Raw genomic sequence first — 14,846 nt, forward strand, 5'->3', positions numbered from 1 at the left:
TCTATCGTAGCGGCGTCGGCGGCGGTGCGCTGATCGTTGACAAGTACGGCCCAGCGGAAATAGCCGTATCGGCAGCGGCGTGAGGGCGGCGACCTGGGGCGCTGCCCCAGACCCCGCCCTGCCAGGGTTAGTCACTGGAGGATGGATCCCTCCAGCGACGAGAAAGGAGCATTACGGGGCAGCGCCGACCAGCTGCAGAGTTGGAACCGGACACAGCTTAAACTCGCTGACAAATTGTCTTGACCAATGGATCCACTTTAGCGAAATCCACGTCGCATGACTTGGTTCTGAGTCGGATTCCTACGTTGCACTTGAGGTAAATTCCGTTTCAAAATTTCACGCCGGGCTTCACTCACAGCTCCACCAAGCGCTGCGGCTTGATTTGCTTCATCAATAATTCTATCAGCAAGAGTTTTCGACTCCCCAAGGCCTGCATCTTTACACGAACATGTTTTCGACAACCCAAGTGGAAGCAGCGCTCGTGCGTGCGCACCAAAGCGATTTTCTCGGACGGCGAGTACAGTGATTCGCCGATGCCCGGCAACGAGAAGGTGATCTCGCCTCGAAAGCATCGAAACCTTCACAAAGGCGACTTGGTACTGTCTACTGTTCAGCCCGTGTTAGTTTGTAGGCACTGACCCCGTGCATGCTGCTTGGTACTGCCTACTGTTCAGCCCGTGTTAGTTTGTAGGCACTGACCCCGTGCATGCTCCGATCTGGGCCGCCCAATGCTCCGTCGGGGTTATTCTTTTTGTCAATATCCCCTTACCAATGGGTGCTTGGGAATTGCCCATTTTGGGATGGATTATTTTGAAACATTTTCTTTATACCACCATAGGTTTCGATTCCAATCTTCCACGCTGGCATTTGCAACCGCTCGAGAGATTTTCTTAACTGACGCAAGTTTCTCTCGCACTTTGTCTTCGAATTCTGCAATCAACTCTTCTGGCGCTTTGAATCCCAATATCGCCAGTGCATACACGTCGTCGCATAAAGAGAAAATTTTATTTACTTCCTCATATTCAAGTTGTCCAGGCGCTGCTAGTCGCAATGCATAGTTAATTTGATTAACCAATATATTTTCTATTTTGGATCTATTTATTCGTTCCCAAAATTTCAGAAAAATATCACGGGTTAGCGCATCTGGAATTTCATACACAAATTTAGCTAAAAACAGGTCAAATCCTATCCCTGCTGCTTGATTTGCGAGGAAAGATTCTCGATCTAATCTAACACTAATGGAATGTAGAAGGTCATTGGCATTTTCTTTCATAGTTTCTTTCCCATCATAAAAGAGAAAAGCCCGGCAGGTTTTTCACCCGCTTCCACGTTTCAGGAAAGTGTGAAAGAATTGCTGGATACTTTCTGGTCCGGCTGGGGGCAGTTCGTTGAGCAAATCCATTTTCCCACTTTACCGGGCTCTGCTTATGTTTACAAGCAAGATCTTCTGTACCGACGCGCTACAGTTGCCAATGGCCCGGTGCCGGCGCCGCCATGCGTTGCCAGAATTGGCGCTGGTTGTAGGAAATGGTGATCCGGTTGCCGTTGGCGTCCATCTGGCCAACCAGACGGGCGATGTTGCTGGTGGTATCGGGCAGGGCGAAGAGATCGCGCTCCCCTTTGTCGTCAACCAGCTCGAAGCAGCGCTCGTGCATGCGCACCAAGGTGATTTTCTCGGACGGCGAGTACAGCGATTCGCCGATGCCCGGCAACGAGAAGGTGATCTCGCCTAAAAGGCATCGAAACGTTCACAAAGGCGACTTAGGACTGCCCAATGTTCAGCTCGTGGTAGTTTGTAGGCACTGACCCTGTGCCCCGTGGTCACGCCACCGGCCGCGTCCACCTGGCCGATGAAGCGGCGTTTGGCGTCGAAGCGGTATCGATCTTCGCGCCCCAAGTTGTCGGTGACGACGGTTTCGTGTTCCAGATAGCGAAAGCTCCACGACAAGCCACTATTGGTCCAGTTGCGCGTGACCTTGCCGCAGGCGGCGTACTCGTCGTATTCGTAGCGCGACACCAGGCCGCCGGGCTGGCTGTGTTCAAGATTGCGATAGGCAAACTGCCGCGTTACGTCGCCCTTGCCGTTGCTGACTTTGGCCAGGTTGCCGTTTGCATCGTACTCGTACTCGACCAGCAGTTCGCTGTCGCCCTCGGGCTCGGCCGGCTGCATGGCAATGCTGCGTAGGCGCGGGTAGCCCCAGTGGTCTTCGAACGCCAGCATGTAGCCGCGCCCGGCGCTGTCCTCCACCCGCTCGGGCAATTGGCGCTGGTTGTACGCGATGGTGATCCGGTTGCCGTTGGCATCGATCTGGCCGACCAGGCGGGCGATGTTGTGAGCGGAGTCGGACAGGGCGAACAGATCGCGCTGGCCCTTGTCGTCAACCAGCTCGAAGAAGCGGTCGTGCGTGCGCACCAAAGTGATTTTCTCGGACGGCGAGTACAGCGATTTGCTGATGCCCGGCAACGAGAAGGTGATCTCACATGGAAAGCATTGAAGCGTTCACAAAGGCGACTTGGGACTGCCTACTGTTCAGCCCGTGTTAGTTTGTAGGCACTGACCCCGTGCCCCGCGATCTGGCCGACCAGGCGGGCGATGTTGTGAGCGGAGTCGGACAGGGCGAACAGATCACTGGTGCCGGACAGGGCGAACAGATCGCGCTCGCCCTTGTCGTCGACCAGCTCGAAGCTGCTGTCGTGCGTGCGCACCAGTGTGATTTTCTCGGACTGCGAGTACAGCGATTCGCCGATGTCCTGCAACGAGAAGGTGATCTCGCCTGGAAAGCATCGAAACGTTCACAAAGGCAACTTGGGCTGCCTACTGTTCAGCCCGTGGTAGTTTGTAGGCACTGACCCCGTGCCTCTCCGTGCCTCGCTCGTGGTAGTTTGTAGGCACTGACCCTATGCCCCTTATTCGGCGCCCCGGATTTGTGTATAACGAGGTGCCCTTAAGGTCGCAGTGCTTGTTCCATATCAATTTTATACTCGGCAGCTAACTCTCTGACTTCCGGATTTTCATGATTTTCTCCAAAACGAATATGTTCCTTTAAAAGATTCTCGGCATTTAGGATTAACATAATGTACCACGAATTTTGATATACATAGAAAACATCTTCCGCGTATGTGTCAAGTTCGCTGAAGCACTGAGATATGCAATCAGGAAGTAGTTCAATCAAAAGTGATTTTTCGCTATATTTTCTGGAGAGAATTTGTCCAACTAAAGTACGATCATTATCATTCCCTTTAATGTCTAAAATAAGTAAATCACGGGCAATTTCTTGCATAAAACTATCGGAAAAGAAACCGTCTTTGATGATTTGCAAAACTGATGTTCTAAGATCGGGGTCTTTTGAATTAATACCTTCCTTAATATTTTTATCGTGCAATCCGTCGGCAAAAAGTCGATGTAGATTGAAGAAATACCGTTCTAAACTCTCTTCATATGGTTGGTAGTATTTTGATAAAAATAAGTTTTTGTTGCAATCTGAAAAAAAATTGTAGCGGCTTAAATTTAAATTTGCTTCGCTTTCTGAAAAAGCTATAAGTGATTCATCAAAAGATTTCTTCATTTTTTTATCTTCCCTCCATATGTCCAAGGCATAGATCTAAGCAATTTATCAAATTCGGCTGGCGACATTTTTCTTGTGGGGAATATTGTGGTATGGTAGTCTGACATCCATCCTCCGGGAAGATCGCGACCATCATGAATTATACCTAGCCCATCTGGTATTTTGGTACCTGCTGGGATCGTATAATAAGGTCCACTAAGACGGGATTCCGGCGGATGTCTAGTCGCAGATTTGCCTTTAGGCTTTGCTTTGCCAACTTGCGAAGGGAGCATTCCATTGCTATCAAGAACAATATCGTCATCTCTAAGCCCTTTGAGTTGAGTATTATTGCCAAAAATATGAATAGCTTGGTCTAGACATTCACATGTCAATCCTAATGGATCAACCCAACTGACCGGGTTAGCGGCATATTGATAGGAATTAGTGCCACCTGCCAGCCCTATGGGATCCACTGAAATGTAGCGCCCGCAATCAGCATCATAGTAGCGAAAACGGTTGTAATGCAAACCAGTCTCGATGTCCTGATACTGACCAAGGAAGCGTATCGGCTGAGCATGCTCCGCAACACTCTGCACAGATTCTACATTCACTGATACTTTACGTAGTTGGGCAGTATGAACCACACGAAGAACATTCCCCCATGCCTTGTACTCTGACGCCCACACGACCTTGCCTTGCTGGTCGGTTACTTCATTTGGCGTGCCAAGGTGGTCGGTATGGATATAATGGATTTCACTTTGGCTCCCGAGGTCGCCATCTTCGGCAACAGTGTCCATCTGCGCCAGCGGCACGAACGAGTCTGGCTCATAGACGTAAGTGCGCTCCCACTTCCCACGCGCTTCGCACAGCAAGCGATTTCCATCCCACACAAAGCGTGTGATGCCAAACGCATCCCGCTTCGCGATCCGGCGGCCGAATGGATCGTAGGCATACTTGACGGTCTGCACCGTCGGATTCGGTTCCAAGGCATGCCGCGTGACGACCGACTTGACCAATTGATGCGCCGCATTCCACTCCAGCTTCAGGCGCGTGTGCTTGCCGGTCAGCTTTTCGGTCAGGTTGCCGTGCGCATCGTAGTCGTAGCGCTTGTCCTCGAACACGCGCACGCGGTTGCCCTCAACTCGGCCGGCGCTGGCAACCGTCTCATCGAGCAGATTGTGCGCAGGATCGAACGCAAAACGCTCCGCCAGGTTCGGCTGCACGGCGCTCATGATGCGGCCGATCACGTCGTAGCTGTAGGTCTTGCGACCGTTGCGTTTATCGTCGATCGCCAGCAGGTTGCCGCTCTCGTCATACTCGTAGCGGCGCGCAATCACGGGCTCGGTGCTTGCACCAACGCCCAGATGGCCTGCTACCTGCGCCAGCAGCCGCCCCACCGGGTCATACTGGAACTGGCTGGTCAGCGCGCCTTGGGTGCGGCTGGTGGCCCGGTGCAGCTTGTCGCGCTCGATATCTGTAATGACATCGCCATCGATGTTGATCTGGTGCAGGTGTCCCGAGCCGTAAAACAGGTTGTTCAGAACGCGCCCGTCAGGCAAGACCGTCTTGATGCGGTTGCCCAGTTCGTTGTACTCGTGGCGCAGCTCGGCGCTGAAGTCGCGCCCCTTTGTATGCTCGCCCACCAGCTGGCCCAGCACATCGTAGCGCAGGCTCACTTCGGCGTCGGCATTGATGGCTTGCGTCATCCGTCCGAGCGTGTCATAGGCGTAGCGTACACGCAATTGTTCGGCCTGCACCTCGCCCGTCGTGCGCGAGATGAGCATTTCGACGAGCTGGCCGGCGCTGTCGCGACTGTAGTGCGTGTCGATGCGCGTGTACTCGTTGCGCTCGCCGCTGCCAAGTTCTTCCTTGGCGGTGATCAGGCCACTGTCGTCGTAGCGGTAGCGCGTCAGGCGTGCATCGAAGCCGGTTTCTTCGATCAGGCGGTCGAGCGCGTCGTAGACGAAGCGGTGTACGTCGCCATTTTCGTTGATCAACTCGGCCACACGGCGGGCATCGTCGTAGCGGTATTCCATCACGCTGCCACGCGCATCGATGCGCTTAAGCGGCTGTCCATCGGTGTCGAGCACGTAGCTGGTGCGATTGCCGAGCGGGTCGATGTGCGCGATCAGGCGTCCCAGCGAATCGTATTCGTAGCGCTCACCGCCGTCCGGCTTTTCAGTTGTCAGAGGTCTGCCGACCGCATCATAACTGTAGAGAATAACGGTGCCATTGGCGTCGGTGGCGCGCAGCAGCCGGCCCTTGTCGTCATAGCTGAAGTGGGTCGTGTTGTTAGAGCAGTCGGTGTAGCTGATCAACTGCGCTGCGCTGTTGTAAGCCAGTTTTTTGACGCCTCCGGCGGCGTCCGTTACCTTGACCGGCAAGCCGTTCGCATCGTACTGATAGGACGTGCGCTGGCCCAGCGCGTCGGTCACGCTGGCCAGATTGCCAACGTCGTCGTAGCGTAGGGCGGTGGTGGCGCCGAGCGCGTCGGTGATCAGCGCCGGCTTGTCGAAGCGGCTGTCATAGACGATCCCGGTGCCCTTGCCGTCACTTTCGATGCGGATGACGCGGCCACGCTGGTCGTAACGGTAGCTGACGCTGCGCCCGCCGGCATCAACAATGGCGAGGATATTACCGTTGCTGTCAAGGCGGCGCGTGGTCACGCCGCCGGCCGCGTCCACCTTGCCGATGAAGCGCCGCTTGGCGTCGAAGCGGTAATGCTTTTCGCGCCCCAAGTTGTCGGTGACGACGGTTTCCTGTTCCAGGTAGTCAAAGCTCCACGACCGACCGTCGTTGACCCAGTTGCGCGTGACCTTACCGCTGGCGGCGTACTCGTCGTATTCGTAGCGCGATACCAGCCCGCCCGGCTGGCTATGTTCGACCATCACGTGGTTGCGATAGGTGAACTGGCGCATCACGTCACCTTTACCGTTGCGGACTTTGGCCAGGTTGCCGTTCGCATCGTAATCGTACTCGACCATCAACTCGGACTCGCTCTCGGGCTCGGCCGGCTGCATGGCAATGCTGCGCAAGCGCGGGTAACCACGATGGTCTTCAAACGTCAGCAGATAGCCGCGCCCGGCGCTGTCCTCGACCCGCTCGGGCAATTGACGCTGGTTGTAGGCGATGGTGATCCGGTTGCCGTTGGCGTCAATCTGGCCGACCAAGCGGGCGATGTTGTGAGCGGAGTCGGGCAGGGCAAACAGATCGCGCTCGCCTTTGTCGTCGACCAGCTCGAAGCTGCGGTCGTGGGTGCGCACGAGTGTGATTTTTTCAGATGGTGAATACAGTGATTCTCCAATGTCGGGCAATGAGAATGTGACCCCGCGTGCGAAGGCGTCGAGCACGACAACGCTGTCGACATTGATCTCCAACGCAAGCGATAGAGGCGTGCTCCAGCCAGAGCCCAGCCAGCCAGCTTGCCGTTGAGCCGAGCTGTAGCTGCGTTGCCAAACCAGCGGCAGGGCCGCCGGCAGCGCAAAGTCGCGGTCGATAAAGGCTGCCAAGATCTTGCTACCCGAAATAGGATTGACGGGTTCTCCGTCAAGCAGGCAGGTCGGGCATTCTGTCTCAGCCTCGCCTTCCTTCCTGGTTTCTTTCCCTTTTGGCTTGGCAGCCTCCGGCTTGGCCGGCGCCGGTTTTTCCAAGCTTGGCCCCTTGGCCGGCCCTTGCGCGGCTGCACGGCTTTTCGGCTTGAGGGCCGGATGCTCTTTGATGATTTGCTGGTTCTTCTTCAACCAGGCGGCAAATCCATTCCCTAATTTGCTGCCGCCGACTTTATCAACCGCTAGAGTCAATCCTTTACGCAACACCAACTGCGCAAGCGCAGCCATCAGTCCGATAACCAGGATGAACTTGCCCTGTGCAAAAGCCTCGGTCGCCCCCTTCATGAGCATGGGATATTGCGCGCGTTGGTTGTCGGAAAGCATACCGGCGCGGACCGCTAAAGCGAAGCCCTCAATGATGGGTTTAACAAGCAACGAAACCACGCTAACGAAACCATCAACCAGGTCTTCCAGGCCCATCAGTGCCATGATGGCGCTGCCAATCTGCATGCCAAGTTGGGCGCCGACCACTGCGCCTGGCACCGCGCCGACGCCGCCGGCCAACGCGCCAAGCGCACCGCCCGCTGTGCCACCCAAGACCGCTCCTCCCCCGAGGTACATGGCAATTTCTTTGGCTGCTTCCATGAGGATGCTTTGGACCATGCGGAAGTCGAGCCCCTGGACGGCGGTTGCTAACATCTGAGCGACGAGCTTGTTCGATCCGTCCAGCGCGTCGTTGACAGCAATCAGGCAATTTCCCCCTGGGAATTGCTGCACCACGCCCCTTATAGTCGGCAATGGATGCGATTTAGAAAACCGTTCCAGGCGTTTTTCAATATCGTTGACTGCCTTCGCGCCACCCGTCACGTAAGTCCGCTCGAAGTTGCCCAAGGCATTGCGGATCTGTTGGAAATCGATAGGGATGTCAAAAGTGCTCATGGAGCGGATCTTTCTTGGCGGGTAACGTAAATCAGTTTGGTTGATATTGGGAATGCAATCTTGTGCTTACATCATTTTATACGATATTGAACTGCTAACTCAAAAACCGGGCTGATGTGGACGAATTACTAGCTCGCACGAGCCCGCAACGCCCTGCTCAGCGCCGCTGGCCCGGTGTGCCTTCAACAGGTCCGACCGGTAGCGCGGCAGGCCTGTCCGCCCGCGCCGTTGGAACAGGCGCCTGCGGCGTAGCCGCCAGGCGCGGCACCCGGCGCGCCGTCTCAATGCCCTGATTGAACAGCACCTGGAACGGATTGCCCAGGTAAGGCAGCACCATCACAATCACCAGCATGCCCACCCCCAGTGTGATCGGAAAACCAATCCCGAAAATGTTCAACTGCGGCGCGGCGCGCGTCAAAATGCCCAGCGCCACCTGGGTAATGAGCAGCGCCGCCACGATCGGCAGCGACAGATGCAGCCCCGCGCTGAAAATCAGCCCGCCCCATTTGGCGATCTCCCATTCCGCCGAGGACGATATCGGCGTGGCCGAAATCGGCATCGTGATAAAACTCTCGGCCAGCGCTTCGAGCAGCACCAGGTGCGCATTGGCGGCCAAAAACGCCATGGTCGCAATCAGCGCCAAAAACTGGCTCACGGCCGAGGAACGCCCCTTGGTCAGCGGGTCGAAAAAGCTGGCAAAGCCCAGCCCCATGGTCAGGCTGCAAATCTCGCCGGCCATTTCGATGGCGGCGAACACCAGGCGGATGGCAAAGCCCATCGCCACCCCGATCAGCATTTCCTGCACCAAAATCAACAGGCCCGCCATCGACAGCGGGTCGGCCGCCGGCAGCGCCGGAATGGCCGGCGCGATAATACTCGCCAGCAGCACGCCGAGCGCGATCTTCACCGGTACCGGCACGCTGGCATTGCCGAACAGCGGCGCGGCCGTGATCAGTCCGAGGATGCGGGTCAGCGGCCACAGCAGGCCGGCGATCCACGCATTCATCTCGATGCTGGTAATGGTGATCATGCGATGGATGTGACGCGCGCGTGCGCGTCAGTTGACCAGGCCGGGAATGCCGCTAAACACCTGGCGCATATAGTCGAGCATGACCGCCAGCATCCACGGCCCGGCCACGATCAGGGCGACAAAAATGCCGACCAGCTTAGGAATGAAGGACAGGGTCGCTTCATTGATCTGGGTGGCGGCCTGGAAGATGCTGACAATCAGGCCGATAATCAGCGCCACCAGCAGCATGGGCGCGGCCACCATCAAGGTCACTTCCATGGCCGTGCGGCCCATTGTCATTACGCTTTCGGGAGTCATCGGCAGCCTCGCTAGTAGAAACTCTGTGCGAGCGAGCCGAGCAGCAGTTGCCAGCCATCGACCAGCACGAACAGCATCAGCTTGAAGGGGAGCGAAATGACCGCCGGCGACATCATCATCATCCCCATCGACATCAGCACCGACGCCACCACCATGTCGATGATGAGAAACGGAATGAAGATGGCGAAGCCGATCTGGAACGCGGTTTTCAGTTCGCTGGTGACAAACGCCGGAATCAGTATGCGCAGCGGAATGTCTTCCGGCCCCTGCAAGGCGGCCGAGCGCGAAATCTTGACGAACATGGCCAGGTCGGCCTGGCGCGTCTGCCGGATCATGAAGGTTTTCAGCGGCGCCACGGCGCGGTCCATGGCGACGTTCATCTCGATCTTGTTTTCTTGCAGCGGCTGGTAGGCATCCACATAAATCTTGTCGAACACCGGACCCATGACGAACAGGGTCAGGAACAGCGCCAGCCCCACCATCACCTGGTTGGGCGGGGCCGACTGGGTGCCGATCGCCTGGCGCAGCAGCGACAGCACGATGATAATGCGGGTAAAACTGGTCATCATCAGCAGCACCGCCGGGATGAACGACAGCGCCGTCATCAACAGCAGCGTCTGCACCGGCAGCGAGTATGCCGTGCCGCCGCCCGCCGCCGGCGCGCTGGTGAAGGTCGGGATGCCCGGCGCAGCCAAGGCCAGCGCGGGGAAAGCGAGCGCCAGCAGCGGTAGCCAGCGCCGCGTGTGATGCGTCAAAACAGCAGTGCGCTTAGCGTCCATTGCGTTTGTCGATCGTCTGTTTCAGCCATTCGGCAAACGTGCCGGACGCGGGGCCGTTGGTCAGCACGGCGGGGCCGCCCGCGCTTTCCTGCCTGGGCATGGTGGCCAGCGCGTTGATGCGCCCGGGCGACGCGCCCACCACAATCCACTGGTCGCCCACTTCGATGACGATCACCCTTTCACGCCCGCCCAAACTGAGCGCGCCGATGGTGCGCATCTGGGCCGCGCCGGCGGCCGCCTGCGGGCCGAAGCGCTTCATGAACCAGACCATTGCGCCCAAGAGCGCCAACACCAGGGTCAGCGCGAAAATGGTTTGCAGCAGGTTGCCGGCCGACGGTCCCGCCATCGGACCGGGCGTTGCTGGCACGGCAGCGGCGGGCAGGGTGGCCACGGGCGCCGGGGCAGGGGCCGCAACCACGGCAACGCTGGCCGGTGCCTCGGCGGCGGCGGGAACCGCTGCCGCTGGCGCCGATGCGAGCAGCGCCGATGCCGCTGGAACCGAAGCGACTGGCGCCGATGCGGCGGCAGGAACGGACTTAAGCGGCGCAGATGCCGCGGGCGCCGCCGCGCCGGCCGCCTGGGCGGCCGCCAGGCCCGGCGCCAGGCTGCACGCCAGCGCCACGGCGGCAAGCAAGCGCGCCGTCATTTATTGAGTTTTCGAATCCGTTCGGACGGCGTGATGATGTCCGTCAGGCGAATACCGAATTTATCGTTCACCACCACCACCTCGCCCTGGGCGATCAGGCAGCCGTTGACCAGCACGTCCATCGGCTCGCCCGCCAGGCCGTCAAGCTCGACCACCGAACCCTGGGCCAGTTGCAGCAGGTTCTTGATGGCGATCTTGGTCCGTCCCAGCTCGACCGTGAGCTGGACCGGAATGTCGAGGATGAAGTCGATATCGTTCGGCGTGTCGGGCCTGGTGCCCTTGTTCGAAAAATCCTTGAACACGGCCGCGCTGGCGGCCTGGCTTTGCAGGGCGTCGGCTTCCGCCTTGGCCTGCTCGGCAATGGCCGCGCCCCAGTCGTCCATTGCGTCGTCATCGGTAGTATCGGACATAGTGCTCTCCTAAATTATTTGGTGTCCGCATTGGCGAGCAGTTTCTCGACCTTTAGCGCATATTGTCCGTTGAGCACGCCATACGTGCAATCCATCACCGGCACGCCATCGACGGTGGCCTGGATCTGTTCGGGTACGTTGAGGGGGACGATGTCGCCCACCTTGAAATTGAGAATCTCGTCGAACGAGGCGCGCGCCGTGCCCAGCACCGCCACCAGCTCGACTTCGGCAATCTGGATCTGCTGCGTCATCAGGCGGATCCAGCGCTTGTCGACTTCCAGCGCCTCGCCTTGCAGGCTGGAGGTGAGCGTGTCGCGGATCGGCTCGATCATCGAATACGGCATGCAGATGTGGATCTGGCCGCTCACCGAACCGAGCTCGATGGTGAACGTCGACGACACCACCACCTCGTTCGGGGTGGCGATGTTGGCGAACTGGGTATTCATTTCGGAGCGGATGTACTCGAACTCGACCGGATACACCGGTTCCCACGATTTCGCATACGAATCGAACACAATATCGAGGATGCGCAAGATGATGCGCTGCTCGGTCTGGGTAAAGTCGCGGCCCTCGACCCGGGTATGAAAGCGTCCGTCGCCGCCGAACAGATTATCGACCAGCAAAAACACCAGGCCCGGATCGAACACGATCAGGGCCGTGCCGCGCAGCGGCTTCATGTGGACCAGGTTGAGGTTGGTCGGCACCACCAGGTTGCGGATGAATTCGCTGTATTTGGAGACCCGCACCGAGCCCACCGACACTTCGGCGCTGCGGCGGATGTAGTTGAACAGCCCGACCCGCAGCAAGCGCGCGAAACGCTCGTTGATGATCTCGAGCGTCGGCATGCGCCCGCGCACGATCCGTTCTTGCGTGGCCAGGTTGTAGGTGCGTACGCCCGTGTTGTCTTCGGGCGCGGAAGCTTCGTCGGCGTCGCCGTTGACGCCCTTGAGCAGCGCATCGACTTCTTCCTGCGAGAGAAAATTATCGGCCATGGAGGATCACTGGATGATGAACTGGGTGAACATGACTTCGTTGACTTCCTGCGGCTCTTCGTGGTCGGTGAACGGCTTCTTGATCGCTTCCATGACTTCCTCGGCCAGGCGGGTCTTGCCTTCTACCGTGGTCAGCTCCGACGATTTCTTGGCCGACAGCAGCAGCAGCACGCGGCTGCGCACCTTCGGCATATTGTTCTTGACCAGGTCGGCCTGTTCCTGGCCGGCCATCTCCAGGGTGATCGAGACCTGCAGCATGTGCTCTTCTTCGCCGTCCGGTTGCAGGTTGACGGTAAAGACCTCGAGCGGGGCGAACACCGGCGGCGCGTGCGCCTTGGCGGCCTTTTTCTTCTTCTTGCTCGGCTTTGCGGTTTCTTCGGCCTCGTCGCCACCCTTGTCGTGCATCAGGAACCAGCCCGCGCCGCCACCGCCCAGCACCACGACGGCCACGATCGCACCGATCATGGCCATTTTCTTCGATGGCGGCTTGACGGCCGCGTCAGGGGGAGCTGCAGCTTTCATGTTTGCTTTCGCTTTCAAAGTACCTCAAGACAGCGTCGGTGGATCATGCCGTCATTATGTCATTATCGCGAGGAAATGAGCGGGCAGATGCGTGGAAAACAGGGCCGATCGCGGCCCAACTCGTGGCTTGGCATCGACATCCGATGCGCTTTTCATACGCTGCCTTGCGCGCATGGCCGGGAAGGCTAGGCAAATCGACAAGTCCGCCTGCCTGGCCTTGTCATGCGAAGGTGTCGACCAGGCCCAGGCCGGCGCCTTGCACCGGGGTCCTGGCGGCCAGGCGCTCGTTGGCGTCGGCCGCGCTGCCGTTGATGATGCCGCCCAGGCCGCCGCTACCGCCGCCGTTGCCGGCGGTGGCGCGCTCACCCTGGTCCTGGCGCTGCTCGGGCATGCCGGCGTTGACGCTGGCGTTGCCCAGCGAGATGCCGCTGTCATCCATCATTTCACGCAGTTTCGGCATGGCGTTTTCCAGCGCCTGGCGTACTTCCAGTTCGCCCGAGGAGAACGTCACGCTGGCGTTGTCGCCGCTGATGTTGAGCACCACCTGGACCGGGCCGAGGTCGGGCGGATTGAGCGTCAGGGTGGCGCTTTGTTCCTTGCCGGCCACCATCCAGACGATTTTCTGGCCGACCTGGTTATCCCAGGCCGGGGTGCCGACCCGCGCCGACAGTTTGTCGGCGCCGCCGTTGGCCGCTTGCGCCAGGCCGACGGCGGCTTGTTGCAGCGGCGCGGCAAGCGGCGCCGGCTCGGCCGCCTTGGTGTCGATGGCGGTAATCGCCTCCGGCAGCTCGCGCGCGCTGGCCGCCAGTTTGGCGCTGTCGCTTGGGATGGCCGCCGTTTGCAGCGCCGTCGTTTGCGGCGCCGCACCCTGGCCCTGGGCGCTGTCGGCAGTGGCGCCGCCGGCGCGCGGCATGGCGCCTTCGAGCAGGGAGCGCAGGTCGCCCTGTTGGGCGGCGTCCGCCTCCATCGTCAGGCTCGGTTCGGTCGGCAGGCCCAGTGCGCCGACAGCGGGCGGGGTGGGGCCGCCGTCGACCGTTGCAAAGCGCCCGGCAGCCGCCAGGGCGGGTGCGCTGAAGGCGGCCAGGGCGGCGTCGGCCGCCAGGCTCGGGTCGGCGGCGGTGCCGGTGGCGCGGTTTGAGGCCAGCGTGCTCCAGGCCGGGTCAAGGGCGACCGGCACGGCCGCCGCCTGCGCCGGCTGGGTCAGGCTGGCGACCAGGGCCAGCATGTCGGCCAAGGGCAATTCGGCGCGCGCGGCGGCGGCAGCGGCGCTGTCGGCGGCGGCTGCCGCGGCCGCGGCCGCGCTGTCGCCGCCGGGGGCGCCGCCGTTCTCGCCCGCTTGGGCCTGGGGGGGATTGTTCGCTGGCGCTGGCGCTGGCTGCCGGGCCGGCGCGGCGTCCGGCGCGGGCGCGGCGGCCTGCTCGGCCTTGGCGCCTTGTTCCGTACGCGCGGCCGGGGCTTTCTCGGCAGGGCGCGGCGCGGCTGCCTTGGCGGCGGGCGCGGGCGGCTGCTGGCTCATGCCCTGGCGCTGCGCGATCTCGCGCGAGAGGGTCTGGCCGAACTGTACCGCCGGTTGCGCGGCCGCGGCATTGGTGCGCGCCGGGGCCGGGGTGGCGTTCAGGGCAGCGACTTGCTGGGCGATGGGAGTAGTGGACATGGCGGGCGATCGGTTGGTTGTATTGGCGGCGGCCGGTGCATCAACGTTTGTAATAAGCCTGGCGGGCGGCGTGTTCATCCATCTGTTTCTGGTCGCGCTTGTTTTCCAGGCGCAGTGCTTCGGTGGCGGCGCGCTCGTTCAGGGTGCGGTACGACACCCGCTTGCGCTCGCTGGCCTGCCATAAGCCCTTTTCCACCGCGCTGCGGTGATGCGCGTGCTTGACGATTTCGCGCTGGCCCATGATGGCGTGCTCCAGCTTGCCCATGAAGGCAATGAAATTGGCGTACGCCATCGGCGTAATGCCGTTGCGCTGGGCCGCGTCCAGCTTTTGCGCGTAATCTTCCAGGTAGCCGAGCAGCATTTGCAGCTTTTGCTCGGTTTCCTCGGCCGCCTTGAGCGCCACCCCCAGCCGCTTGGCGGCATCGTCGGTGTCGCGCTGGGCCAGTTCGAGCAGGGTATCGAGGACGGTTTGTTTTGCCATAAT

General features: G+C 59.7%; 15 protein-coding genes. All 15 read right to left on the reverse strand.

Going from position 1 to position 14,846, the window contains the following annotated elements; genetic code table 11:
* Window positions 1–805: 805 nt before the first annotated feature.
* Window positions 806–1,273 (reverse strand): hypothetical protein, encoded by a 468-nt coding sequence (locus tag F2P46_RS26295; RefSeq protein ID WP_166895821.1) that lies wholly within the window; start codon window positions 1,271–1,273, stop codon window positions 806–808.
* Between the two features lie 187 nt (window positions 1,274–1,460).
* Window positions 1,461–1,712 carry a hypothetical protein gene (locus tag F2P46_RS26300; RefSeq protein WP_166895823.1) on the reverse strand — a complete coding sequence of 84 codons (252 nt, stop codon included), beginning with the start codon at window positions 1,710–1,712 and terminating at the stop codon, window positions 1,461–1,463.
* A gap of 17 nt (window positions 1,713–1,729) precedes the next feature.
* The gene (locus tag F2P46_RS26305; RefSeq protein WP_166895825.1) at window positions 1,730–2,413 is read right to left on the reverse strand and encodes a hypothetical protein; all 684 of its coding nucleotides are present in this window, start codon (window positions 2,411–2,413) and stop codon (window positions 1,730–1,732) included.
* Between the two features lie 110 nt (window positions 2,414–2,523).
* Window positions 2,524–2,757 (reverse strand): hypothetical protein, encoded by a 234-nt coding sequence (locus F2P46_RS26310; protein ID WP_166895827.1) that lies wholly within the window; start codon window positions 2,755–2,757, stop codon window positions 2,524–2,526.
* Window positions 2,758–2,945: 188 nt separating this feature from the next.
* A complete protein-coding gene (locus F2P46_RS26315) occupies window positions 2,946–3,566 on the reverse strand; it encodes a hypothetical protein (protein WP_166895829.1) in 621 nt (206 codons plus the stop codon).
* Window positions 3,563–8,032: a DUF6861 domain-containing protein gene (locus F2P46_RS26320; protein ID WP_166895831.1), complete on the reverse strand. Its 4,470-nt coding sequence runs from the start codon at window positions 8,030–8,032 to the stop codon at window positions 3,563–3,565. The genes F2P46_RS26315 and F2P46_RS26320 overlap by 4 nt, the downstream gene beginning before the upstream one ends.
* Window positions 8,033–8,189: 157 nt before the next feature.
* The gene (gene fliR, locus F2P46_RS26325) at window positions 8,190–9,062 is read right to left on the reverse strand and encodes a flagellar biosynthetic protein FliR (RefSeq protein ID WP_166895833.1); all 873 of its coding nucleotides are present in this window, start codon (window positions 9,060–9,062) and stop codon (window positions 8,190–8,192) included.
* 27 nt (window positions 9,063–9,089) lie between these two features.
* Window positions 9,090–9,359 (reverse strand): flagellar biosynthesis protein FliQ, encoded by a 270-nt coding sequence (gene fliQ / locus F2P46_RS26330; protein ID WP_166895835.1) that lies wholly within the window; start codon window positions 9,357–9,359, stop codon window positions 9,090–9,092.
* An 11-nt stretch (window positions 9,360–9,370) separates the two neighbouring features.
* The gene (gene fliP, locus F2P46_RS26335) at window positions 9,371–10,138 is read right to left on the reverse strand and encodes a flagellar type III secretion system pore protein FliP (RefSeq protein ID WP_166895837.1); all 768 of its coding nucleotides are present in this window, start codon (window positions 10,136–10,138) and stop codon (window positions 9,371–9,373) included.
* Window positions 10,128–10,784 carry a flagellar biosynthetic protein FliO gene (gene fliO, locus F2P46_RS26340; RefSeq protein WP_166895839.1) on the reverse strand — a complete coding sequence of 219 codons (657 nt, stop codon included), beginning with the start codon at window positions 10,782–10,784 and terminating at the stop codon, window positions 10,128–10,130. Before fliO ends, fliP begins: the two co-directional genes overlap by 11 nt.
* The gene (gene fliN, locus F2P46_RS26345; protein WP_166895841.1) at window positions 10,781–11,194 is read right to left on the reverse strand and encodes a flagellar motor switch protein FliN; all 414 of its coding nucleotides are present in this window, start codon (window positions 11,192–11,194) and stop codon (window positions 10,781–10,783) included. The genes fliO and fliN overlap by 4 nt, the downstream gene beginning before the upstream one ends.
* Before the next feature lie 14 nt (window positions 11,195–11,208).
* Complete coding sequence (fliM, locus tag F2P46_RS26350; RefSeq protein ID WP_166880536.1) at window positions 11,209–12,186, reverse strand: flagellar motor switch protein FliM; 978 nt, start codon at window positions 12,184–12,186, stop codon at window positions 11,209–11,211.
* Between the two features lie 6 nt (window positions 12,187–12,192).
* The gene (fliL, locus tag F2P46_RS26355) at window positions 12,193–12,708 is read right to left on the reverse strand and encodes a flagellar basal body-associated protein FliL (RefSeq protein WP_166895843.1); all 516 of its coding nucleotides are present in this window, start codon (window positions 12,706–12,708) and stop codon (window positions 12,193–12,195) included.
* Between the two features lie 220 nt (window positions 12,709–12,928).
* On the reverse strand, window positions 12,929–14,362 hold the full coding sequence (locus tag F2P46_RS26360; RefSeq protein ID WP_166895845.1) for a flagellar hook-length control protein FliK: 1,434 nt from the start codon (window positions 14,360–14,362) through the stop codon (window positions 12,929–12,931).
* A 40-nt stretch (window positions 14,363–14,402) separates the two neighbouring features.
* Window positions 14,403–14,843: a flagellar export protein FliJ gene (gene fliJ, locus F2P46_RS26365; RefSeq protein WP_166895847.1), complete on the reverse strand. Its 441-nt coding sequence runs from the start codon at window positions 14,841–14,843 to the stop codon at window positions 14,403–14,405.
* Window positions 14,844–14,846 lie beyond the last annotated feature (3 nt).

It is taken from the genome of Massilia sp. CCM 8734 (assembly GCF_011682155.1).
Classification (GTDB): domain Bacteria; phylum Pseudomonadota; class Gammaproteobacteria; order Burkholderiales; family Burkholderiaceae_D; genus Telluria_A; species Telluria_A rubra.

Bases quoted from the DNA above. Each gene is read 5' to 3' on its own strand.
- F2P46_RS26360 (WP_166895845.1), bottom strand. From the start codon at position 14,362: ATGTCCACTACTCCCATCGCCCAGCAAGTCGCTGCCCTGAACGCCACC.
- fliR (WP_166895833.1), bottom strand. From the start codon at position 9,062: ATGATCACCATTACCAGCATCGAGATGAATGCGTGGATCGCCGGCCTG.
- F2P46_RS26295 (WP_166895821.1), bottom strand. From the start codon at position 1,273: ATGAAAGAAAATGCCAATGACCTTCTACATTCCATTAGTGTTAGATTA.
- fliN (WP_166895841.1), bottom strand. From the start codon at position 11,194: ATGTCCGATACTACCGATGACGACGCAATGGACGACTGGGGCGCGGCC.
- fliJ (WP_166895847.1), bottom strand. From the start codon at position 14,843: ATGGCAAAACAAACCGTCCTCGATACCCTGCTCGAACTGGCCCAGCGC.
- fliL (WP_166895843.1), bottom strand. From the start codon at position 12,708: ATGAAAGCTGCAGCTCCCCCTGACGCGGCCGTCAAGCCGCCATCGAAG.
- fliQ (WP_166895835.1), bottom strand. From the start codon at position 9,359: ATGACTCCCGAAAGCGTAATGACAATGGGCCGCACGGCCATGGAAGTG.
- F2P46_RS26320 (WP_166895831.1), bottom strand. From the start codon at position 8,032: ATGAGCACTTTTGACATCCCTATCGATTTCCAACAGATCCGCAATGCC.
- fliP (WP_166895837.1), bottom strand. From the start codon at position 10,138: ATGGACGCTAAGCGCACTGCTGTTTTGACGCATCACACGCGGCGCTGG.
- F2P46_RS26315 (WP_166895829.1), bottom strand. From the start codon at position 3,566: ATGAAGAAATCTTTTGATGAATCACTTATAGCTTTTTCAGAAAGCGAA.
- fliO (WP_166895839.1), bottom strand. From the start codon at position 10,784: ATGACGGCGCGCTTGCTTGCCGCCGTGGCGCTGGCGTGCAGCCTGGCG.
- fliM (WP_166880536.1), bottom strand. From the start codon at position 12,186: ATGGCCGATAATTTTCTCTCGCAGGAAGAAGTCGATGCGCTGCTCAAG.